This window comes from Streptomyces sp. NPDC047017, from assembly GCF_040644175.1.
Taxonomy (GTDB): domain Bacteria; phylum Actinomycetota; class Actinomycetes; order Streptomycetales; family Streptomycetaceae; genus Streptomyces.
In genome coordinates, this window is the sequence record NZ_JBEYVW010000004.1 from 294334 (window position 1) to 315236 (window position 20903).

At 70.6% G+C, this 20903-nt stretch carries 18 protein-coding genes and 2 pseudogenes; 10 read left to right on the forward strand and 10 right to left on the reverse strand.

What is annotated here, in order from left to right; translation table 11 throughout:
- The first annotated feature begins 32 nt into the window (after positions 1-32).
- Complete coding sequence (locus tag ABZ858_RS08925; protein ID WP_361374179.1) at positions 33-179, forward strand: hypothetical protein; 147 nt, start codon at positions 33-35, stop codon at positions 177-179.
- A gap of 205 nt (positions 180-384) precedes the next feature.
- Here ABZ858_RS08925 and ABZ858_RS08930 read toward each other — a convergent pair whose 3' ends face one another.
- The 3 genes from ABZ858_RS08930 to ABZ858_RS08940 all read right to left on the reverse strand — a co-directional run bounded on the left by ABZ858_RS08930 (position 385) and on the right by ABZ858_RS08940 (position 2759).
- Positions 385-1092: a DNA/RNA non-specific endonuclease gene (locus tag ABZ858_RS08930; protein ID WP_361374181.1), complete on the reverse strand. Its 708-nt coding sequence runs from the start codon at positions 1090-1092 to the stop codon at positions 385-387.
- Positions 1093-1515: 423 nt separating this feature from the next.
- A complete protein-coding gene (locus ABZ858_RS08935) occupies positions 1516-2208 on the reverse strand; it encodes a hypothetical protein (RefSeq protein ID WP_361374183.1) in 693 nt (230 codons plus the stop codon).
- Complete coding sequence (locus ABZ858_RS08940; RefSeq protein ID WP_361374185.1) at positions 2205-2759, reverse strand: sigma-70 family RNA polymerase sigma factor; 555 nt, start codon at positions 2757-2759, stop codon at positions 2205-2207. Before ABZ858_RS08940 ends, ABZ858_RS08935 begins: the two co-directional genes overlap by 4 nt.
- Positions 2760-3191: 432 nt before the next feature.
- Between ABZ858_RS08940 and ABZ858_RS08945 the strand changes: the two genes are divergently transcribed.
- From ABZ858_RS08945 to ABZ858_RS08955, 3 genes and pseudogenes are all read left to right on the forward strand, one after another.
- Positions 3192-4016, forward strand: a complete 825-nt coding sequence (locus ABZ858_RS08945) for an SAM-dependent methyltransferase (RefSeq protein ID WP_361374187.1) — start codon at positions 3192-3194, stop codon at positions 4014-4016.
- A gap of 127 nt (positions 4017-4143) precedes the next feature.
- Positions 4144-4784, forward strand: a pseudogene (locus ABZ858_RS08950) (hypothetical protein); the annotation flags it as partial.
- 75 nt (positions 4785-4859) lie between these two features.
- Positions 4860-5541: pseudogene (locus ABZ858_RS08955) on the forward strand (IS5 family transposase); the annotation flags it as partial.
- Between the two features lie 145 nt (positions 5542-5686).
- Here ABZ858_RS08955 and ltrA read toward each other — a convergent pair.
- From ltrA to ABZ858_RS08970, 3 genes are all read right to left on the reverse strand, one after another.
- Positions 5687-7117 (reverse strand): group II intron reverse transcriptase/maturase, encoded by a 1431-nt coding sequence (ltrA, locus tag ABZ858_RS08960; protein WP_361374189.1) that lies wholly within the window; start codon positions 7115-7117, stop codon positions 5687-5689.
- A 653-nt stretch (positions 7118-7770) separates the two neighbouring features.
- The gene (locus tag ABZ858_RS08965; protein WP_361374191.1) at positions 7771-8301 is read right to left on the reverse strand and encodes a hypothetical protein; all 531 of its coding nucleotides are present in this window, start codon (positions 8299-8301) and stop codon (positions 7771-7773) included.
- Between the two features lie 282 nt (positions 8302-8583).
- A complete protein-coding gene (locus ABZ858_RS08970) occupies positions 8584-9006 on the reverse strand; it encodes a secondary thiamine-phosphate synthase enzyme YjbQ (protein ID WP_361374193.1) in 423 nt (140 codons plus the stop codon).
- 58 nt (positions 9007-9064) lie between these two features.
- Between ABZ858_RS08970 and ABZ858_RS08975 the strand changes: the two genes are divergently transcribed.
- Positions 9065-10144 (forward strand): NAD(P)-binding domain-containing protein, encoded by a 1080-nt coding sequence (locus ABZ858_RS08975; protein ID WP_361374195.1) that lies wholly within the window; start codon positions 9065-9067, stop codon positions 10142-10144.
- Between the two features lie 233 nt (positions 10145-10377).
- Here the strand turns inward: ABZ858_RS08975 and mltG are convergent, their stop codons facing one another.
- On the reverse strand, positions 10378-11241 hold the full coding sequence (gene mltG / locus ABZ858_RS08980; RefSeq protein WP_361374197.1) for an endolytic transglycosylase MltG: 864 nt from the start codon (positions 11239-11241) through the stop codon (positions 10378-10380).
- A gap of 43 nt (positions 11242-11284) precedes the next feature.
- Entirely contained in the window at positions 11285-13087 is a 1803-nt protein-coding gene (locus tag ABZ858_RS08985; RefSeq protein WP_361374199.1) for an ABC transporter ATP-binding protein, read from the reverse strand.
- Positions 13088-13204: 117 nt separating this feature from the next.
- Here ABZ858_RS08985 and ABZ858_RS08990 point away from each other — a divergent pair, with 117 nt between their 5' ends.
- Positions 13205-13672: a MarR family transcriptional regulator gene (locus ABZ858_RS08990; RefSeq protein WP_361374201.1), complete on the forward strand. Its 468-nt coding sequence runs from the start codon at positions 13205-13207 to the stop codon at positions 13670-13672.
- 362 nt (positions 13673-14034) lie between these two features.
- On the opposite strand, the gene ABZ858_RS08995 is transcribed toward ABZ858_RS08990, so the two are convergent.
- Positions 14035-14784, reverse strand: a complete 750-nt coding sequence (locus ABZ858_RS08995; RefSeq protein ID WP_361374527.1) for a L,D-transpeptidase family protein — start codon at positions 14782-14784, stop codon at positions 14035-14037.
- A gap of 433 nt (positions 14785-15217) precedes the next feature.
- On the opposite strand from ABZ858_RS08995, the gene ABZ858_RS09000 reads away from it, so the two are divergent.
- The 4 genes from ABZ858_RS09000 to ABZ858_RS09015 all read left to right on the forward strand — a co-directional run bounded on the left by ABZ858_RS09000 (position 15218) and on the right by ABZ858_RS09015 (position 19959).
- Positions 15218-17137, forward strand: a complete 1920-nt coding sequence (locus tag ABZ858_RS09000) for an ABC transporter ATP-binding protein (protein WP_361374203.1) — start codon at positions 15218-15220, stop codon at positions 17135-17137.
- A complete protein-coding gene (locus tag ABZ858_RS09005; protein WP_361374205.1) occupies positions 17134-18915 on the forward strand; it encodes an ABC transporter ATP-binding protein in 1782 nt (593 codons plus the stop codon). The genes ABZ858_RS09000 and ABZ858_RS09005 overlap by 4 nt, the downstream gene beginning before the upstream one ends.
- Before the next feature lie 255 nt (positions 18916-19170).
- Positions 19171-19644, forward strand: coding sequence for a DUF5709 domain-containing protein (locus tag ABZ858_RS09010; RefSeq protein ID WP_361374207.1), 474 nt, complete (start codon positions 19171-19173; stop codon positions 19642-19644).
- 63 nt (positions 19645-19707) lie between these two features.
- Positions 19708-19959: a type B 50S ribosomal protein L31 gene (locus ABZ858_RS09015; protein ID WP_361374209.1), complete on the forward strand. Its 252-nt coding sequence runs from the start codon at positions 19708-19710 to the stop codon at positions 19957-19959.
- Between the two features lie 134 nt (positions 19960-20093).
- Here ABZ858_RS09015 and ABZ858_RS09020 read toward each other — a convergent pair whose 3' ends face one another.
- Positions 20094-20888, reverse strand: a complete 795-nt coding sequence (locus ABZ858_RS09020; protein ID WP_361374211.1) for a metal-dependent hydrolase — start codon at positions 20886-20888, stop codon at positions 20094-20096.
- Positions 20889-20903 lie beyond the last annotated feature (15 nt).

Below are 20903 nucleotides of genomic sequence, written 5' to 3' on the forward strand. Positions count from 1 at the left end.
ATTCGGCGGCAGCCCGCTCAAGGACCTCCAGAATGTGGTCCTCCCACTACGGGGCCTTCTCCAACGTCGCCTGGAGCAGCGTCTCCGGCAGCGACACCGGCGGCAGGGGCATCCGTCCCGAACTTCCGAGGACAGTCGCCGAGCCGATCCGGCACCCGTTGCTGCCAGGCCGGAGCTGACCCTCAGTGTCGCCTATGAGGCGGGCTTGAAGTTCACCGGTCAGCCCCTGGGCTCCCTGGTGGGCAGCCCGGGCACACCTGCCAGGCTCCGGGAAACTGGGGGCACTGTCCAAACAGGTACGCATGCGCTTCACTCAGTATCAGAACATCCCTGCGAACGGATCCACCTCCCCTGTCCACGGGCCGATCACCACCTCTCAAAGTATTACGGCAGCGAACCGGTAGGTACGGGCAGGCCGGTGCGGCTGTCAGTGACCAAGCCGAGGTTCTTCCAGTCCTCGCGCGGGCTATAGACCGAGTTGGGGACGGTCTGTTTGAACGCGATACCCGGGGAACCGTCGGGAATGTTGGCCTCGGCCGTGATGTCGAAGGAGACCGGCACGGTGTACGCGCCTGAGTGTCGCGGTGTCACGGAGCAGTGGATCACCTGGCCGCTGTCGACAGCGGCCTTCACCTGGCTCTCGTAGGAGAACATGTGGTCACCGATCCGCCCGTCGCCCCGCACCTGGGTGTTCGCCTGGCGTGAGCAGCTGGCCGGATTCCGCAGGTCCGTGCCCGAGCCTGTGAGGTCGCTCCCGAGCAAGTGGCAGGCGTTGATGGCGGAGCTTGTCTTGAGACCGCCGAGGTGCCCCAGGTAGGCCCTGGCCCACTGGTAACCGGGCGGCTTGATCTCCCGGCCTGTCGGGGTGCCCTTGTGCGTGTCGAGGTAGCCTCTGTCCAGGCGCGCCTCCACGCCGGTGGCCCGGTTGCCGTTCGCGCTGCCGAGGTAGCCGTACTCCACCCAGCCCTCACCGCCGCGACGACAGTCGGCACGATTCCCGGTGTCCATCCCCCCCGTACCGTCACCGAGCAGCGCGTGCGGAGCCAGCGCCTTCATCGCGATGAGCGCCATGACGCCGGCCAGGTCGAGCATGCTCTGAGCGGAAAAGACCACGCGCTCACGCCATCTCCCACGGACCAGCCCGCTTCCTCATAGTCCGCCTTGGGCGTCGTACGAGTGGGGACAGGGACGGGGTGGGACCGGTTGTGGGGGTTCTGATTCGATGGGGGCTTCGGAGGCATCGCCGGATGTGAAGCGCACGAGGTACGACAGTGGCCTCCGCCCCCACGGCGACCACCCCCGCGCGAACGTCGTCCCCACGCCCGCGTGGGTAGCTCGGGCCAGGCATCCGGATGCCGCGGACACCGAGATGTTCCTTGTTCCCCTGCCCCGCAACACCCCCAACCTGACAGAGGACGTTCCACCGGAATCCTGCACGGTCCGCCCCGAATGATGGGCGGGATCACCGGTCGGCCGTACCGGTGGTCCCGCCCATCATTGTCCCGTTGGAGGCACCTACACGGCAGCCGCCAGTTCGCGGACGAGGCTGGCGCTGACCTGCGGCACCTCGCCGTACTCCGGGTCGTCGCCGTCGACGGGGAGCTGGTGAAGCACCGCGGCGATGCGTGCCGGCAGCCGGACGTCGAGGCCCTCGTGGCAGCGCGCGATTATGTCGGCGCGCACCGCGCGGGGCAGGAGTTCGTCGGAAGGGTCCAAGACTTCTTGGACGATCCCCTGTTCCCGTGCGTTGGCCAGTGTGTCCGCCTGCCGGCGCCATGCCTCGGCGTCCAGGACCTCTCCCAGGCTGCGATGCAGCAGGCTCAGGAGGGAGGCGGCGGTGTGGTTGCCGCCCCCGGCCGCGAATTGCAGCCAGAACTGGCTGCCGTCACGGTGGCCGGAGACGTACAGGAGCGCTCCGAGGACGAGGGCGCCTTCGGGGTGGATGGACTGGCTGTTGGCGAGCAGCGCCAAGGAGGCCGCGGCGGTCGGCATGGCCAGGACCAGGGCCGCCGCCAGGTCCAGCTCGTGAGCTGCTTGCTCATGGTCCGACGGCAGCGGGCTCGGTGCTGCCAGTAACCGGGTCCAGCCGCTGTCCTGGGTCTGGGAGGATCGAGAGTGCGTGGGGGGCTCCGTCGCACGGTTCCGCTGCATCGCGGGGCCGGCGGCGCGGCGCATGTCGGGCAGAAGCCGCTGCTGTTCCGTGTTCACCACTCTCCTCGCTCGTCGCGCAGTGCCCGGGCGAGGCGGGCAAGGGCTTGGCATGCGGTGGAGCGGATGTTCGCCTCCGTGGTGTCCATGTACTCCGCGATGGTGCTGTACGGCAGGTCGAGCAGGTAGCGCAGGACCACGACGTCGTGGCGCCGTTCCGACAGGCCCCTGATCGCGGCGAAGAGGGCTTCGTGGACCCCTTGGGCCTCGGCGCGGTCCTCGGCGAGCTCGACTGCCTTGCGGATGACCGCCACCCAGTCCGGTACCGCTGGCTGCTCGTCGGCCCTCACCATCCTCTCCGCCAGGGCGATGCCGATCTCTTCCTTGATGAAAGCCCAGGCGCGGACCGCCGGAACCTGCTCACGGAGCACGCGCGGCCACTGCCGCCAGAGGCGGTCCTTCATCCTCTTGACCGCTTCCCGTGCCGCGTCGTCGTCGCGGAGGCGCGCTCGGGCGATCCCGATCCACGCCCGCTCGTGCGTCTCGCAGAACGCGTCGAACGCCAGGCGAAGGCCACTCGGGTGAGCCACCGCCCACTCGCTCTCAGTCACGTCCCCATTCCCTCCCGGCGCCTCACCTCGCGGTGGCGCCCGGCGAAGGCCGTCCGGCCCGCCCGGAACTTCGGACAGGGCGGAGCAGCAACCTGTCAGGGGAACTGGCGTCCCCCGTAGGCACATTGGAGCGCATCAGGGCACCTGGTGTTCGACCGTCACAAGTGATGATCGATAACGATCGGCAGAGGCGATCAAAGATCAGAAAGCTTGTATGACTCGACCACTATGAGGCTTGTCAGCCAGTGCTATTCGGTCACGCTGAATCGCTATTCCGGCCGGTGCGGCCGCCGCGAGCGATTTTCCACCTGACACAGTGGGCATAGTGACTGAGGCCGCGCCAGGGTTCGCCAGGCCACGCCACCAGGACGTGGGGGTCGGGGGCGTGACGCAGCTGTGGGATCGCCGGAGCCGAGGATCCAGGGGGAGCGTATGGCCGAAGAGATCACCCGCGACGTCGCAGGTCAAGGCCCGGAGGTCAACCTGAACATCCACGTGCCGCACTCAGCACGGATGTACGACTACTACCTCGGCGGGACGACCAACTTCCCGGCCGACAGAGAGGCCGCGGGGCGCGCGCTGGCCGTGTTCCCCTACGCCCGGACGGCCGCTCGGGCCAACCGCGGGTTCATGCGACGCTCGATCTGTTATCTGGCCGAGTCGGGCATCCGGCAGTTCATCGACATCGGAACCGGAATTCCCACATCGCCCAATCTTCACGAGGTCGCCCAGCAGGTAAATCCTGAGGCGCGGGTGGTGTACGCCGATAACGACCCGATCGTCCTCATCCACGCCGAAGCCCTGTTGAAAGGGTCTCCTAGAGGCGTCACGGCCTATGTGCAGGGCGACGTGAACCAGCCCGACGGAATCCTCGAAGCGGCCCACGACACACTGGACTTCTCGGAACCGATCGCACTCAGCCTGAACGCCGTGCTGCACTTCGTACCGGACGGCGCCCACAAGATCACCGAGCTGCTCAAAGCAGCTCTTCCCCGCGGCAGCGCGCTGGCCGTCAGTCATCTCACGGCGGAGTTCGCTCCCGAAGAAACGTCCCGTGTCACCCAGGTCTACACGGCGGCCGGCACCCCGACACGTGCCCGCAGCCGCGACGAGTTCGCGCAGTTCTTCGATGGCTGGGACCTTGTCGATCCCGGCATCGTCCCTACTCCTCGATGGCGTCCCGACCATGACGGCGCGGATGAGCCCACCACCGATCCTGAAGCATCCTGCTACGGAGCCGTAGCTATCCGTCCCTGACTCGTATGCCCATTCTGGCAGCGCGGCCTACCGGTTGTTCACTGCCCGGCCCGGAAATTCGCGTGGCCCCGGAAGCATCTGCGGGCCGCGTGCTTGGAGGTCTTGATCGGCACGGTGTCGGATCCGTGCTTCCCGAAGGCACGGCGCGACAGGCGCCGCTTACACCAATACTGTCACCGCCTACGAAAGTCTCGGCCGAGCCACCGGAACCCAACTGCAGCTGCCCGACAGCGACCCGTTCGTCAAGGCAGGCCAGCCCTCCACGCTGTCGTTCGAGAGCGACTACAACGTCGACGGCACCCTGAACATGCCCAAGGAGCCGGCGCTCGGCGGCTTGCCGTCCGAATACATCGACTACGGGTATGACGCCCTTGGCGATCTGACGGACTTCGGCGGTGCCACCGGGTACCTGCTCGGCGTCTCGTACTCGGCACTCGCACAGCCGGAGCAGCTGACACTGGGTACGGGCGGCACGGGCAACAAGAGTGTCTATGTCACCAGCACCTACGAAGCCGGAACCGGCCGACTGATCCGCAGCCACACCACGACCAGGCCCACTCGTACATGCTGAAGGATCTCAACTACAGCTACGACGAGGCCGGCAACGTCACGTCAGTCGGCGACCCGACCAACCTGGGCGGAACTGGCTTCGCGGAAACCCAGTGCTTCGCCTATGACGGCCACCAGAGACTGCCCGAGGCATGGACGCCCGCCTCCCAGAAGTGCACGGACACATGGGATGCTTCCGCACTGTCCGGCCTGGCCCCTAGGGGGTGTCTTTCCGATCATCGGATTGTTGGTCTGCTCGTGAGGGATGGGGAGATTTCCGATGCCGCCTGGGCGATGATCGAGCCGTTGCTGCCGCCCGTGGGGCAGGCTCGCGGCCGGTGGCAGGATCACCGTCAGGTCCTTGAGGGCATCGTGTTCAAGTTCCGTACCGGTCTGCCTGGAGGGATCTGCCCGAGCGGTTCGGCCCGTGGCAGACCGTGCACTGACGCTTCGCCCGCTGGGCCGCGGACGGCGCCTTCGCCCGCCTCCTGGCCGCCGCCCAGAGCCGGGCGGAGGTGGACCGGCTGGTCGCGATCGACTCCACGACCGTCCGCGCCCACCAGCACACCGCCGCCAAAGGGGGCTCGGAGAACGCGGACCGGGACGCTCCCGAGGCGGGCTGACCAGCTAAGTCCACCTGCCTGTGACAGCCTGGGCAGACTGCTGGCCTTCCTGCTCACCGTGGGCAACCGCAACGACCGCGCCCAGGCCGAAGCCGTCATCAGCCGCATCCGCGTCGCCGGGCCCGGACCGGGAAGACCACGGACCCGGCCCGACCACGTCGTCGCGGACAAGGGCCACTCCGCCCGCGCCTTCCGGGCCTAGCTGCGCCGACGCGGGATCATGGCCACGATCCCCGAACGCATCGACCAACTCGCCGGCCGCAGACGGCGCCGGGAACGGCCCTGCGGAAGGATTCCACCGAGCCGCCTACCGGCGACGCAACGTCGTCGAACGCTGCTTCCACCGCCTCAAACAATGGCGCGGCATCGGTGAGGTCGACTCGGGGCGCCCTGCTGGTGTTTCCACCAGTGGGTTTCCCCGAGCCGCCTCCCGAACCCGGCGTGCCCGTCTCCGGGCACCGGGCTCTCCACAAATCCCGTTCAAGGATGTTCAGTTCCTCATGCCGTAGTGGGCCACGGAGCCGGAATGAGTTTTCCCCGGTATCGGTATCTGGTCGTGCTTACCTTTGCCGGGTTGAACAGTTCCGCTTCCTCTGTGGTGGGCCACCAGCCGCCGCCGTAATAGCGCCGACGGAGCTGTTTCCAAGTGATCCCGGGGTGCTTGCGTCGAATCCATCGTGTCACCCTCATCCACGCGTAGTGGCTGAGGTAACAGAAAGCGACGTTCGAAACTCCGGGACGGAAATACGCGCACCATCCTCGCAACACCGAGTTCAGTCGGTGGAGCAAGGACTCCAGCGTCAAGCCGACGTTCTGCCGTCCGGTCAGTTCCTTCACCTTCCCCGTGACGGAACGCACTGATTTCCGTGCAGGGTAGGTGTAGATGTACTGCCGGTCAGTGCCAAGTTTCCGGTGACGCTGGATGCGCCATCCGAGAAAATCAAGGCCCTCGTCAATGTGCGTGATATGTGTCTTCTCCACCGACAGGCGAAGGCCCATCGGCTTCAATGCCTCCGCGGCCTCGTCGCGTAGTTCCTCGGCATGGTCGCGGCGCCCGAAGACGAGTACGAGGAAGTCGTCCGCATACCGGACCAGCCGGTAGTTGGGCAATCCTCGGCGCCGTCTCCTGCGCCGATCCTCGGAGGTGCCATCTGGTCCTCCGAGGCCCTGGGCGATGTGCTCATCCAGGACCGAGAGCGCGATGTTGGCCAGCAACGGCGACAGAATCCCACCCTGCGGGGTCCCGGTGCGTGTGTCCGTGAAGGCTCCGTCACGGGACAGGATCCCGGACTTCAAGAACGCCTTCACCAAGGACAACACCCGCTTGTCCCCGATTCGATTCCGCACCCGTTCCATGAGGGCCGGGTGCGCGATCTCGTCGAAGCACGCCGTGATGTCGCCCTCCACCACCCACTCGTATCCGTGGCTGGCGAGGTAGCGAGTCTCGGCGATCGCATCGTGAGCACGGCGGTTCGGGCGGAACCCATAGGAACACGGGAGGAAATCCGCTTCGAATACCGGCTCCAGCACCAGTTTCAAGGACGCCTGGACCACTCGGTCCGCCACGGTCGGAATCCCGAGACGACGAAGCTTGCCGTTCGCCTTGGGAATCATCCGCTCGCGGACAGGAACCGGATGGAAACTGCGGTCTCTGATCTGGATCCGCAGCTTGTCGAGAAACGCCTCGACTCCTTGCCCGGCTTCGATGGAGCGGGCGGTCTTCCCATCCACTCCGGCCGTGCGGGCACCCTTGTTTCCCCGGACACGGTCCCACGCCACCAGCAGGAAGGCGGGATCGGCCACGAGGTTGAACAGGTCGTCGAACCTGCGATGAGAATCATCGGCAGCCCAACGGTACAGCTTGGTCTGAATCTCCAGTACCCGGCGTTCGGCCTTCAGCAAGGCCCATTCCAGCTCGTCGGTATTCACCGGCGACAGCCTCCTGGCATTCCAGTCTCCTTACTGCTGACTTGCTGGCCCCCTTCCCCATGTGACCGGCTTTCCCGGCCTCGGAGTACTACGGAGCCTCCGCCCTGCCCGACGGCCATCAGCCGGCGATGGACCTGCCCCCGACCGGACTGGATGTCCGATATGGGGGCGACCGCGGACCGTTCCCACGTTCACCACGAAATCGATCGACAGGTGAGGTGCCCAGCTCTACCCCGGCAGCATCGCCACGCTTACGCCGCAGACTTTCGGCGTGGCCTCCCCACCCATGAGTAGAGTCGGCTTCGGAGTCGACCACCGACGAGCGCTGGTGGTCGTGCACTGCGTCCGGCCCAGATCCGCCAGATTCGAGCCGGTGTCGTAATTACGGGGCGTCAGGCACTGATTTCTCGCGTGCACCTTCCTGTCTCGCTAGCCGGACCCGGGTCGCCTGGCAGTACCAACCCGTCCCGGCGTTGTCGGGGCTGCTTACCGCCCGGCTCGGCATCCCCCGAACCGAACTGCCCCCAGCTTCAACCGAATTGCTACGACAACCCGGTGGTGAAGGTCTCTCACCTCACTCGATTCCATGGCGCCTCGTGGCGCACCCACCCGCTACGACAAACACCCCGACCGCTACCTCACCGCCAGCACCCTCATCTGGCTCGACCGATGATCGACAAGACACCCCCCCTAGGGCCGACCGACACCGCCGGCTTGCCATACATGACGGCGAGGTGATCGGCCGAAGCCAGCTCGTCCAGGCGGTTGAGGCGAGCCCCTTCGCTACTGGGCGTCACGTTCTCGGGGTCGGCCAGGGATGCGGTCGGCGACGGTCCGTGAGACTCTCCGCCGCATGCGGGTGCAGTTCGACGCTGTCGACCCCGGCCGTTCGGCATGGTGCGCACGTACCGGAAGCCGTACGACGGCTTGCCTTTCGGGCGGCCCGCGGCCCTGATCTTCTTGGTGGCGTCCCGGTTGCGTCGCTGAATGGCACGCAGTTCCATCTGCGCGCCCCACGCTTCCCTCGTGAAGCGGTTCTCGTCGTTCGGGTCGTCGAGGTTCCAGACGCCCTCGTGCCCGTAGGCGACGACGTTGCGGCCGAGCCGGTCGACAGCCGAGGTGACGATCCCGTCGTACTTGCCCCGCTCGGCGCGCAGCCAGGGGCCGAGTTTCGGACGGGTCATCGGGTCGGGGCGCCTGACACCTCCCGGTCATCGGCCCAGGCAGCGATGTGTCCGCCGACCGCCGTCGCAGCCGTCGGCGCGTCCTCCCGTTGCCGCTCCGGCGAGGTCGTCGCCGCCTTCACCCGCGACAGCCGGCGGACTCCGGGCAGGTACTTTCCACAGCCGTCGCTGTCGTACGGCTGCTCGACCTCGTCCAGGGTGAGGCCACGCGTGTTTCTCCCGTTTCGCCAGAGCGTAAGGGGAATCGGCGGCCGCACCCAGGACGATCTTGGTGGCCCTGGGTCATCCCAGGAAGCTCAGCCGGACCTTCCGGTCGGGATTGTCCTTGTTGGTGTCCACGAGGCACACCGACTGCCAGGTGCCCAGTTCCAGGTGGCCGCCGATGACCGGGATGGTCGCGTGCGGCGGGACGAGGGCGGGCAGGACGTGGTCGCGGCCGTGGCCGGGGCTGCCGTGGCGGTGCTGCCAGCGGTCGTCGGCGGGCAGCAGGGTGTGCAGCGCGGCGAGCAGGTCGTCGTCGCTGCCGGAGCCCGTCTCGATGATGGCGATCCCGGCGGTCGCGTGCGGGACGAAGAGGTTCAGCAGGCCGTCACGGCCGGCGGATGCCTCGCGCAGGAAGGCCTCGCAGTCGTGGGTGAGGTCGACGACCGTCTCCTGCGAGCCGGAGGCGACGTTCAGCACTCGGGTGGTGAAGGCTTGTGACATGAACCCATCCTCCTCGATCCCGGGGAAGATCCGCGCCCGCGGCGCGGTTGGTCCCGGCGTGAACAGCACACGCGAGGTCGACGTGGTCGTCGTCGGCGCCGGTCAGGCGGGCCTGGCCGCCGCCCATCACCTGCGGCGCACCGGCTTCGAGCCGGACCGCGACTTCGTCGTGCTGGACCACTCCCCCGGTCCGGGCGGCGCCTGGCAGTTCCGGTGGCCGACGCTGACGTACGGCAGGGTGCACGGGATGCACGCGCTGCCGGGCATGGAGCTGACCGGCGCGGACCCCGCGCGGCCCTCGTCCGATGTCGTCGGCGGGTACTTCGCCGACTACGAGCGTGCCTTCGACCTGCGGGTGCGGCGGCCGGTGGATGTGAGCGCCGTGCGGGAGGGCCCGGCGGGGCGGCTGTTCGTGGAGTCCTCGGCGGGTGTGTGGTCGGCGCGGGCTCTGATCAACGCGACCGGCACCTGGGACCGGCCGTTCTGGCCGCGCTACCCGGGCCAGGAGTCCTTCCGCGGGCGGCAGTTGCACACCGCTCAGTACCGGGGGCCCGATGAGTTCGCGGGCCGGCGGGTGATCGTGGTCGGCGGCGGCGCGTCCGGGACCCAGCATCTGCTGGAGATCGCGCCGCGTGCGGCGGCCACCACCTGGGTGACGCGGCGCCCGCCGGTCTTCCGCGAGGGCCCGTTCGACGAGGACGCGGGCCGCTCCGCGGTCGCGCTGGTCGAGGAACGGGTGCGCCAGGGGCTGGCGCCCCGCAGTGTCGTCTCGGTCACCGGCCTGCCGCTCGACGACGCCATCAGGCAGGGGCTGGCCGACGGCGTCCTGGACCGCCTGCCCCTGTTCGACCGGCTCACCCCGGACGGCGCGGAGTGGGCGGACGGCCGGCATGTCGGCGCCGACGTCATCCTGTGGGCGACCGGGTTCCGGGCCGCGCTCGGCCATCTCGCGCCGCTGCGGCTGCGCGAGCCGGGCGGCGGCATCCGCCTCGACGGGACCAGGGTCGCCGCCGATCCCCGCATCCACCTGGTCGGCTACGGCCCGTCGGCCAGCACGGTGGGCGCCAACCGGGCCGGGCGCGCGGCCGTACGGGACATCCGCCGGCTGCTTGCCGGGGACCGGGCTGCGGCTGCCTGAGCCGAGTCGGGGGCGGTGCGCTGGCTGGTGACACGGACGGTGCGGTAACTGGTGTCCTGGTGACACGGTCGGTGTGGTGGCTGGTGTGGCGGTCAGTGCGGTAGCTGATACGACGATCAGTGCGGCTGCTGGTACGGCGATCGGTGCCGTGGTCGGGTCGCAGCGTCGCCAGCGGTCTGGCACCCGACGCGGACCGTGGCACCCTCGGGCCGCGTCGGCCCACTTCTCCGGCTTCACTTCGCCGGCTGCGGGCTCCCGCTCTCCTGCTGCGCCAGGCTCTGCTGCCGGGCGTTGAACTCGGCGACGTTGCGCTCGTGCTCGGTGTAGTCGGCGGTGAAGCGGGTGTCGCCGGGCTTGACCGTGACGAAGTAGAGCCAGTCGCCCGGGGTGGGGTTGTAGGCGGCGTGCAGCGCGTCCAGCCCGGGGTTGTCGATGGGGGTGGGCGGCAGCCCCATGCGCTGGTACGAGTTGTACGGGCTGTCCAGCCGGGTGTCCTCGGCGGTGGTGCGGACGGTCGAGCGGCCCAGGGCGTAATTGAGGGTGGAGTCCATCTGGAGGGGCATGCCGCGGTCCAGCCGGTTGAACACCACCCGGGCCACCTTGCCCATGTCGGCCTTGGAGGCGGACTCCGCCTGGACGATGCTGGCGATGGTGATCGCCTGGTGGAGGTTGATGGAGTTGCGCGGCGCGCCCGCGGCGACCGGGGCGGCGGTGAACTTCTTATGGGCGGTCTCGACCATGGCGGACAGCAGCGACTGCGGGGTGGTCCGGTCGTCGACGAAGTATGTGGCCGGGAACAGGTAGCCCTCCGGGTTGCCCTCGGCGGTGTCCGGCAGCTTCAGGCCGCTCTTGGCGGCTGCCCGCCCGGTACTGCCGGCGGGCAGGGCGAGGACCTGGTCGACGGCGGCGTACACCTGGCTCGCCCGCCAGCCCTCCGGAACGACCAGGGTGCGCGGGCGCGCGGGCCGCCCGACGTGCACGGTCAGCAGCGGCACCGCCACGGCGGTGCCGGCCAGGACGGCCCCGGACACGACGAGGACCAGTCGGCCGCGCCGCGTCAGTTTGACGGTCTTCCGTGACCCAGTGTTCGTCTGCATGCGGGCACGGTAACCCCCAAGAGTTCACAAACCCGGCACATCGTCAGCTTGTCGGCTCCAGTCGGGCATCCCTGCGGACCAGCGCCGCATAGCGCCCTTCCAGCTCCAGCAGTTCCTGGTGCGTGCCGCGTTCGGCCACGTGTCCGGCGTCGAGGACCACGATCTGGTCGGCGTCGCGGACGGTGGACAGGCGGTGGGCGATCGTGAGGGTGGTGCGGTTCTCGGACAGCGCGTCGATGGCCTTCTGCACGGCGGCCTCCGTACGGGTGTCCAGGGCGCTGGTGGCCTCGTCGAGGAGGAGGACCGGCGGATCGCGCAGGATGGTGCGGGCGATGGCCAGGCGCTGCTTCTCGCCGCCGGAGAAGCGGTGGCCGCGTTCGCCGACGACCGTGCCGTACCCGTCCGGCAGGGCCGCGATGTGATCGTGGATCTGGGCCGCCCTCGCCGCCGCCTCCAGCTCCTCGTCGGTGGCGTCGGGCTTGGCGAAGCGCAGGTTCTCGGCGACCGAGGCGTGGAAGAGGTACGTCTCCTGTGCGACCACGCCGACCGCGCGGGCGAGTGTGTCGAAGTCGAGGTCGCGCACGTCGACCCCGTCCAGCGTGACGCGGCCGCCGCTCACGTCGTACAGCCGCGGCACCAGACAGCCCAGGGTGGACTTGCCGGCGCCGGTGGGGCCGACGATCGCGAGGCTGCTGCCCGCCGGGACGGTGACGTCGATGCCGTCGAGGACGGGGGCGCCCTTGCCGTCGTAGCGGAAGGTGACGTCCTCGAAGCGGACCTCGCCCTTGATCTGGTCGAGGCGGACGGGCCGCTCGCGCTCGGTGATGTCGATCGGCAGGTCGAGGTACTCGAAGATGCGCTGGAAGAGGGCGAGCGAGGTCTGGATCTGCACACCGGTCGACAGCAGGCTCACCGCGGGCCGGAACAGGCCCTGCTGGAGCGAGACGAAGGCGACGATCGTACCGATGGACACCTGGGGTCCGCCGAAGCGCAGAGCGATGCCGGCCGTCCAGTAGATGACCGCCGGCAGGGCGGCCATGACGATGGTGATGACGGCCATGCGCCAGCGCCCGGCCATGTTGGAGCGCACTTCCAGGTCGACCAGGCCCTCCGACTCCTCGGCGAAGGACGCGGTCAGCGAGTCCGAGCGGCCCATCGTGCGGCCGAGCAGGATGCCGCTGACGGAGAGCGACTCGGTGACGGTCGCGGCCATCGCGGCCATCTGCTTCTGGCGCTGGGTGGTGATCTTCTTGCGTTCGTTGCCGACCCGGCGGCTGATCCAGACGAAGACCGGCAGCAGCAGGAGCGAGACGACGGTCAGCCGCCAGTCGAGGGCGACCATCGCGACGATCGTGGCCACCACGCTGGTCAGGTTGGAGACCAGGGAGGTGGCGGTGGAGGTGACGGTGGCCTGCATGCCGCCGATGTCGTTGGCGATGCGGGACTGCACCTCGCCGGTGCGGGTGCGCGTGAAGAAGGCGAGCGACATGCGCTGCAGCTGGCCGTAGACGGCGGTGCGCAGGTCGTGCATCACGCGCTGGCCGACGGTCGTCGAGATCAGGGTTTGCAGGACGCCGAAGACGCTGGTGAGGACGGCACTGAGGATCATGCCCGCGGCGAGCAGGCTCAGCAGGCCGGTGCGGCCCCGCGGGATCGCGACGTCGAGGATCTCCTTCAGTAGGAAGGGCGTCGCCACGGAGACCAGCGAGGCGGCGCCGACCAGCAGGCCGACGATCGCGAGGCGGCCGCGGTAGGGGCGGAACAGCCTGAGTATGCGACGGACCTGCCGGGGCTGTTCCTTCGCGTCGGCAGGTGGGGTCCAGGAGGACTGGCGGTCGGGGCGCATGGGCTCCTACGGGGGGTGGGCGGGCGCCGGCCGACACAGGTGACCGGCGATGGCTTCCGGATGCTAGCTCATTGTTACCTATACTCACAATGCACGTCATCCTGATATTGTTCCCGCATGAGCACCCCCGACGCGGACGGCCTCCTCGCCGAGCAGCTGCTGCGGCTCACCCGCCGGGTGCACCGCATCCAGAAGCGCCACCTGGAGCAGCGCGCCCTGGGCATCACCCCGGCGCAGTCCCGGCTGCTGCGCACCCTGGCGCACTACGGCGAGCCCCCGCGCATGGCGGACCTCGCCGAGGCGCTGGAGGTCGTGCCGCGCGCGGTGACCACACTCGTGGACGGGCTGGAGGCCGGCGGCAAGGTGCGCCGGGTCCCCGACCCGGCCAACCGCCGGGTCATCCGCATCGAACTGACCGATGACGGGCGCGCCGCCCTGCGCGAACTGCACGGCGCGCGCCGGTCCGCCGCGGAGGAGATCCTCGCACCGCTCACGGGCGAGCAGCGCGACACGCTCGGCGACCTGCTGGACACGCTGGTGGGCGTGGTGCCCGAGCGGGGCGCGCGGAAGCGTCGGGCCTGCTGAGCCGGGGAGTCCGATAGCGGGCCCAGGGAGCCCGGTGCCGGCTGGGGCATCGGTCTCAGTGGCATGACCGGGGCGGTTACATCACCTGGGGGGCATCACCTGAAACTAACTAGCCCAGCCACTCGCGGAGTTGAGCGAGCCGGGCTCGGACGCCGGGCGGGCCGGAGCCAGGTGAACCGGCCGAACTGGCCGAACTGGCCGAACCGGCTGAACCGGTTGACGGGCCATGTCCAGGTGGACACGGACGGGCCGGAGCCGAGTGCGCCCGCAGACGAGGGGAGCCTGGTGCGCCCACGGACCGTCAGGGGCGTCAGGGGCGCCGGGGGCCATGCGCGCCGACGCTCCGGTCGGCCGCGTGGCCGTCACGCCTGAAGGTCGGCCTTGTCGCCCATCACGATCACGGGCTTGCCCTTCGGGTCCAGCCTGCGCAGCAGGTACTCCATAGCGGACCCGGGGACGCTCACGCAGCCCAACGTGCCGTCGCCGTGGTCCAGATGCAGCCAGATGCCGCCGCCCTTGCTCTGCCCCTGGGGGCGGGTCGGGTCGTCGGGGCGGGTGCCCGCCAGCCGGTTGTAGTTGATGGCGATGACGTAGTCGAAGTCGTGCCAGTGGTTCTCGTCCCAGGCGTACGGGGACGCGAAGGCTTCCTCGTCCTGGGTGTACGGCAGCCTGGTGCCGGGGTCGTCGAGGAGGCCACCGGCGTCCGAGAGAGTGAACACTCCTACGGGGCTGCGCTCGTCGCTGTCCCGGTGGTCCGTGGTCCAGCCGCGCTTGCCGTTGTGCGACGGCCAGCTCTGGACCCGCTGCCACGCCGTCCCGTGCTTCTCGTACAGCACGACCGTGCCGTTCGGGTCGTTCTTGCCGTCCCCGTACACGGTCAGGATCTGCCGGGTGCCCGCCGGGACCCGTTGCCACAACCGCTCGCCGACCCCGGGGACACGGGCCGGTTTCGCTGTCGGACTCGGCCGGGCGGCCCCCGAGGGACCGCCGGGTCTGGGGACGTCTCCATGGCGGACCTCGGTCCGCGAGCCGCTGCACGCGGCCAGAGTCGTCAGGAACATTCCACAGGTCGCCAACGCGACCGTCGCACGCCTTACGCCGCCACTTCGCATGAGATCCATGGTGGCCACCGCGTTCCGGATGATCTACTCGGGATTGGACCAAATAGCCTTATTTGCCTTCCGTCGGGGCGTGGCGAGCGCGCCGGAAGCCCCGGATGTGCTGGCCCCCCGGCGCACGCCCGGCCGACCGATCGTCCCTGGTGCGCGCCGGGAGCACGGCGCCCGCCGCACGCGCCGGCCTGACGCGGCGACACGCCGGACGAAGGTACCCCGCAAGGGGTGGGCCAACCGTGCGCCAACCGTGCGCGAAGCGGCCAACCCCCCTGCCCGGCCACGGGAACGGCCCCTCCCCCGGCCGCAGGAACCATCCGTCCCCGGCCGCGGAAAACCACTTGCCCCGGACGACGGCGCGCGGCGAACCTGTCACGGCTCGTCGCCGCCCTCGCGACCCCTTCCGCCCTCTGACACGAGCCACTGGGACGCCATGCAGATTCAAGACCTCCCGTATCCCGACCCGGGTGTGCCGGACGCACGCTCGGGCTCCCGGTTCCTGTGGTGGCTGGGACGGAACCAGCTCGGCGGTCAGCTGAGAGCACTGGCCTGGGGGCTGCTGCACTTCTCCTCGGTTTCCGCCCTGCCGTTCTGCGTCGGCCTCGCCGTGCAGGCGGTGGTCGACCGGTCCGGCTCACGGCTCGCCCTGAGCGGCGGCCTGCTGGCCCTGGCCTGTGCCGGCAACGCGCTCGGCGACACCTTCCTGCACCGCGCCGCGGTCACCAACTGGATCACCGCCGCCGCCCGTGTCCAGCAGCTACTGGCCCGCAGGACCGCCCAGTTGGGCGCCGCGCTGACCCGGCGGGTCGCCGCCGGCGAGGTGGTGGCGGTCTCCACCGGTGACGTGGAGAAGATCGGCTGGTTCGTGGAGGCCGTGTCCCGGTTCACCGCGGCGGCCGTCACCGTCGTGCTGGTCTGCGTCGCTTTGCTCGTCTACCAGCCGGCGCTCGGCGTGGTCGTCGCCGTGGGCCTGCCCGTACTGGCCCTCTCGGTGCTGCCGCTGCTGCCGCGCGCCACGCGCCGCGCCGACCTCCAGCGCGAGAAGGCGGGCCGCGCCACCGAACTGGCCTCGGACACGGTCGCCGGCCTGCGGGTGCTGCGCGGCATCGGCGGCGAGGACCTGTTCCTCGACCGTTACCGGCGCGCCTCCCAGGAGGTCCGGCAGGCGGCGGTCCGCAGCGCGCGCATGTGGTCCCTGATCTCCGCCGTCCAGGTCCTGCTGCCGGGCCTGCTGCTGATCGCGGTCGTCTGGTACGGCGTGCACCTGGCCCGCTCCGGCCGCATCGACGTGGGCGAACTCGTCACCGTCTACAGCTCCGTCATGGTCCTCACCTATCCGCTGCGGCACTTCGAGGAGATCGCCATGGCGTACTCCTTCTCCCGCCCCTCGGCCGAACGCGCCGCACGGGTGCTGTCGCTGGAACGGACCATCGACGACGGTGCCCCGGAAGGCGAGGCAACGACGGGGACCACGGCGGGGACCGTGACAGCAGCCGGGCCGTCTCCGTCCGAGGACCGAGGGGATGGGTTCCGCCGTGGCCTGTGGGACCCGGCGACCGGACTGCGGGTGCCCGCCGGGCGGCTGACCGCCGTGGTGTGCGGCGATCCGGACGCGGCGGGCCGGCTGGCGGAGCGTCTGGGCGGGCACCCCACCGAACCGGGCCCGTCCGTGCTCCTGGACGGTGTGCCGCTCGACGACCTTCCCCTCGACGCCGCGCGCACGGCTGTCCTGGTCCAGGACAAGGACCCGGTACTGCTGTCCGGTTCGCTGCGCGACCTGCTCGACGTGCCCGCCTCGGGCGAGGTCGCCGCCGACGCGGCGCTCGCGGCGGCACAGTGCGGTGACGTGCTGGAGGCGCTGGCGCAGTCCTCGCCGTCCGCCGGGGACCCGATGGACGTGCGCATCACCGAACGCGGCCGGTCCCTGTCCGGCGGCCAGCGCCAGCGGCTGGCCCTGGCCCGCTCCCTGATCACCGACCCCGAGGTACTCGTCCTGGACGAACCCACCTCGGCCGTCGACTCCCACACCGAGGCGCGGATCGCCGAGGGCCTGCGCGCCCTGCGGGCCGGCCGCACCACGGTGGTCCTCACCTCCTCGCCCCTGCTCCTGGACCACGCCGACCATGTGATGCTCCTCCATGCGGGCACGGTCGCGGCGGTCGGGACCCACCGCGACCTGGTGCGCACCGAGCCCCGGTACCGGGCGGTGGTGACCCGCGAGACGGACGAGGAACGCGCCGCGAGCGGCGGACCGGCCGCCGAGGCGGCGTCGCGCGGCACCGCACAGGACTCCCTGGACGACGACGCGGCCGCCCTGCGGGACGCGATGGAAGAGATCGAGGAGACGGCGTGATCGGCGTGGCCCCACCGTCGTACGACCCGGCGGCCCCGACGACCGCCGACACCCTGCCCGTCGGCGCCTCCGCCACCGTACGCGCGTACGTGCGTGAGCTGTTCCGCCGGCACCGGCGCGCCTTCCTGCTCCTGATCACCGCCGACACGGTCTCGGTGCTCGCCTCCATGGCGGGTCCCTGGCTGCTGGGCGATCTGGTGGAGCGGGTCTCGGACCATGCGCGCGAACTCCATCTCGGGCTCACCGCCGCCCTGTTCGTCCTCGCGCTCGTGGTCCAGGCCGTGTTCGTCCGCGAGGTGCGGCTGCGCGGCGCGATGCTGGGCGAGCGGATGCTGGCCGACCTGCGGGAGGACTTCCTCGTGCGGGCGGTCGGGCTGCCGCCGGGGGTGCTGGAGCGGGCGGGCACCGGCGATCTGCTGTCCCGTATCACCACGGACATCGACCGGCTCGCCAACGCGATGCGCGAGGCCGTGCCGCAGCTGGCGATCGGCGTGGTGTGGGCGGGGCTGCTGCTGGGCGGTCTGGTCGTCACCGCGCCGCCGCTGGCCGCGGCCGTGCTGCTGGCGCTGCCGCTGCTGGTGATCGGCTGCCGCTGGTACTTCCGGCGGGCGCCGTCCGCCTACCGTTCGGAGGCGGCGGGCTACGCCGCGGTGGCCGCCGCGCTCGCCGAGACGGTGGACGCGGGCCGCACCGTGGAGGCGCACCGGCTCGGCGGGCGGCGTGTCGCCCTGTCCGAGCGCCGGATCAAGGAGTGGACGGCGTGGGAGCGGTACACATTGTGGCTGCGGTCGGTGCTGTTCCCGGTCATCAACGTCACCCATGTGACCGTGCTCGCCTCCGTGCTGATGGTCGGCGGTGCGTTCGTGCTGCAGGGCTGGATCGGGGTCGGCCAGCTGACGACGGGCGCCCTCATCGCGCAGATGCTCATCGACCCGGTCGGCCTGATCCTCCGCTGGTACGACGAGCTGCAGGTGGCGCAGGTGTCGCTGGCCCGGCTGGTCGGTGTCCGCGAGATCGAGCCGGCCTCCGGGGACACCTCGGTCGTCCCCGGGGGCCGGGACGTGCACGCGGACCGGGTGCACTTCGGCTACCGCGAGGGCGTCGACGTGCTGCGCCGGGTGTCCCTGGAGGTGGCACCGGGAACCCGGCTGGCGCTGGTCGGCCCCTCGGGCGCCGGCAAGTCCACGCTGGGCCGGCTGCTCGCCGGTATCTACGCCCCCCGGGACGGCCGGATCACCCTCGGCGGCGCCGAACTGTCCCGGATGCCCGCCGAAACCGTCCGCTCCCACGTCGCCCTCGTCAACCAGGAGCACCACGTCTTCGTCGGCTCGCTGCGCGACAACCTCCTGCTCGCCCGTACCGACGCGGCCGACGCCGAGCTGTGGGCGGCGCTGGGCGCAGTGGACGCCGACGGCTGGGCACGCGGCCTCGGCGACGGCCTGGACACCGAGGTCGGCTCCGGCGGCCTGGCGCTCACCCCGGCCCAGGCCCAGCAGATCGCGCTGGCCCGGCTGGTCCTGGCGGACCCGCACACGCTCGTCCTGGACGAGGCGACCTCGCTCCTGGACCCGCGCGCGGCCCGCCATCTGGAACGGTCCCTGGCCCGTGTCCTGGACGGACGCACGGTCGTCGCCATCGCCCACCGGCTGCACACCGCCCATGACGCGGACGTGATCGCCGTCGTCGAAAGCGGCCGCATCAGCGAGCTGGGCAGCCACGACGAGCTGGTCACGGCGGACGGCGCGTACGCGGCGCTGTGGCGCTCCTGGCACGGCTGACCGGGCGCGGGCGGCGCCCGGCAGAGCCTGCCGGGCGGCCGGGGCCGGACCGGTGGCGGAGGGCGCGTGGGCGGCTCGCGGCTTCCGTGCCGTTGCGCGGTGCCGAACAGGGGTGGAAGGCTGGAATGAGGCAGCGGCTCGGGGAGCGCCCGGGAACCGCACGGTGCGTACCGGGCGAGAGCCGCGCCCCGCGCACCGCCGGCCGCTCGCAGGCCGCGGTGAGAACGGGCCCGTCCCCACCACCTGGAGGTACCCGTGGACAGCGCCGACGGATGGGGAGACGACGTCTACCAGCCCGATGACGACTCCGAGATCAAGGAAGACACGGGAGTGCTCGACTCGGAGGACACACTGGAGTACGACGGCGTCGACGATCCCCTGGACCGAGGCTGGTCCCCTCCGGAGCGGCCGTGGGCCGTGGAGCACACCGGTGTGACCGCGGCGGAGGGCCTGCGCGGCGAGACCCTGGACCAGCGGCTGGCCGAGGAGCTGCCCGATCCCGCCGCGCCGGACGGCGACGGCATCGGCGACTGCGACGGCTCGGACGGGGAACTCCTGGACAACGAGGTCGGCGCCGCCCGCTCCGGCCGGCTCGTCGCCCCCGACGAGGGAGCGCACGAGGACGAGGAGGCCGCCCTGGTCGCCACGGACGTGGGCATCGACGGGGCGGCGGCTTCCGCGGAGGAGGCCGCGGTGCACGTCGTCGACGAGGACACCCTCTCCGGCTGACCTCGCCGTCCGCGCGCCGTCGCCCCGGGCCCCGCCCCCGACACCGCCGCACGAGGAGCACCCATGCAGCAGGACAAGCAGCCCGACTACCACGCCGTGGTCTTCCGCGACCGCGCCGCCGGTTACGCCTTCCTCACCCGGTCCACCGCGGCCAGCGAGCAGACCATCGACTGGGACGACGGGCAGACGTACCCGGTGGTGGACGTGGAGATCTCCTCGGAGAGCCACCCCTTCTACACCGGCAAGGCCCGCACGGTGGACTCCGAGGGCCGCGTCGCCCGGTTCGAGCGGCGCTACGGCGGTGAGAAGGCGTAGCGCTTCGGCACCGGGTGCCGCTTCGACACCGGGTGCCGCTTCGGCACCGGGAGAGGTCCCGGTGCGAGGCCGGGCCCCGGCCCGGACGCCGCCACTACCCGCGTCAGGGCGGCAGGGGGCCTGCGGCCAGTGCCTCAGATGACGTTCAGCGCCGCCGCGCAGCCCACCCCGCCGAGCAGCATGAACACCGGCATCAGCACCTTCAGCTCGACCCAGCTGCCCGCCCGGAAGCGCATGACCTTGGGCGGGCCGATCGGGTACCAGCGCCGGCGGCCCACCGGTATCGGCCACAGCACCGGGCAGCCGGAGACGGTCAGCGCGTCCCCGATGTCGTGCACCAGCGCACCCAGCACGATCGGCAGCCCCAGCCACATGTACTCCTGGCCCGGGGCGGTGAACAGCCAGTCGGAGCCGTTGCCCGGCTTGTCCAGGATCCCGGCGAGGATCCAGGCGCTGGTCGCGGCCAGCAGCCACACCAGGACATCGCTGCTGGAGCCGCGGGCCGCCCGCCACAGCAGGCCCTCGATGGCCAGCACCATGTGCACGAAGAGGATCGCCAGCACCGCCCAGCGGCCTCCGGTGATCGCCGCCACGGAGGCGCCCGCACCGATCAGCACCGCCCACAGCCAGGTGTGCGTGAGCGTCCGGTGGCCGCCGGAGCGGCGCGGGTCGCCCTGCTTGCGCGTCGCCTTGTAGACGGCGTAGGAGAGCTTGTCGACGATCTCGCAGACCGCGTGCGAGATCGGTCCGAAGGCGCGCGAGATGGTGGCGGCCTTGTGATCGAGATCGGGGGCGAGAGCGGCACCGGCGCAGATCAGCGCGCCGACCAGCAGCACCGGCCAGGGCATCGGGTGCCCCGCTGCGGCGGCCGCGGCGCCCACGCCGAGCCAGGCCGCGGCACCCGACAGTGAGTGTGCTGGTCCCATCATGGCCGTTCCCCGCCC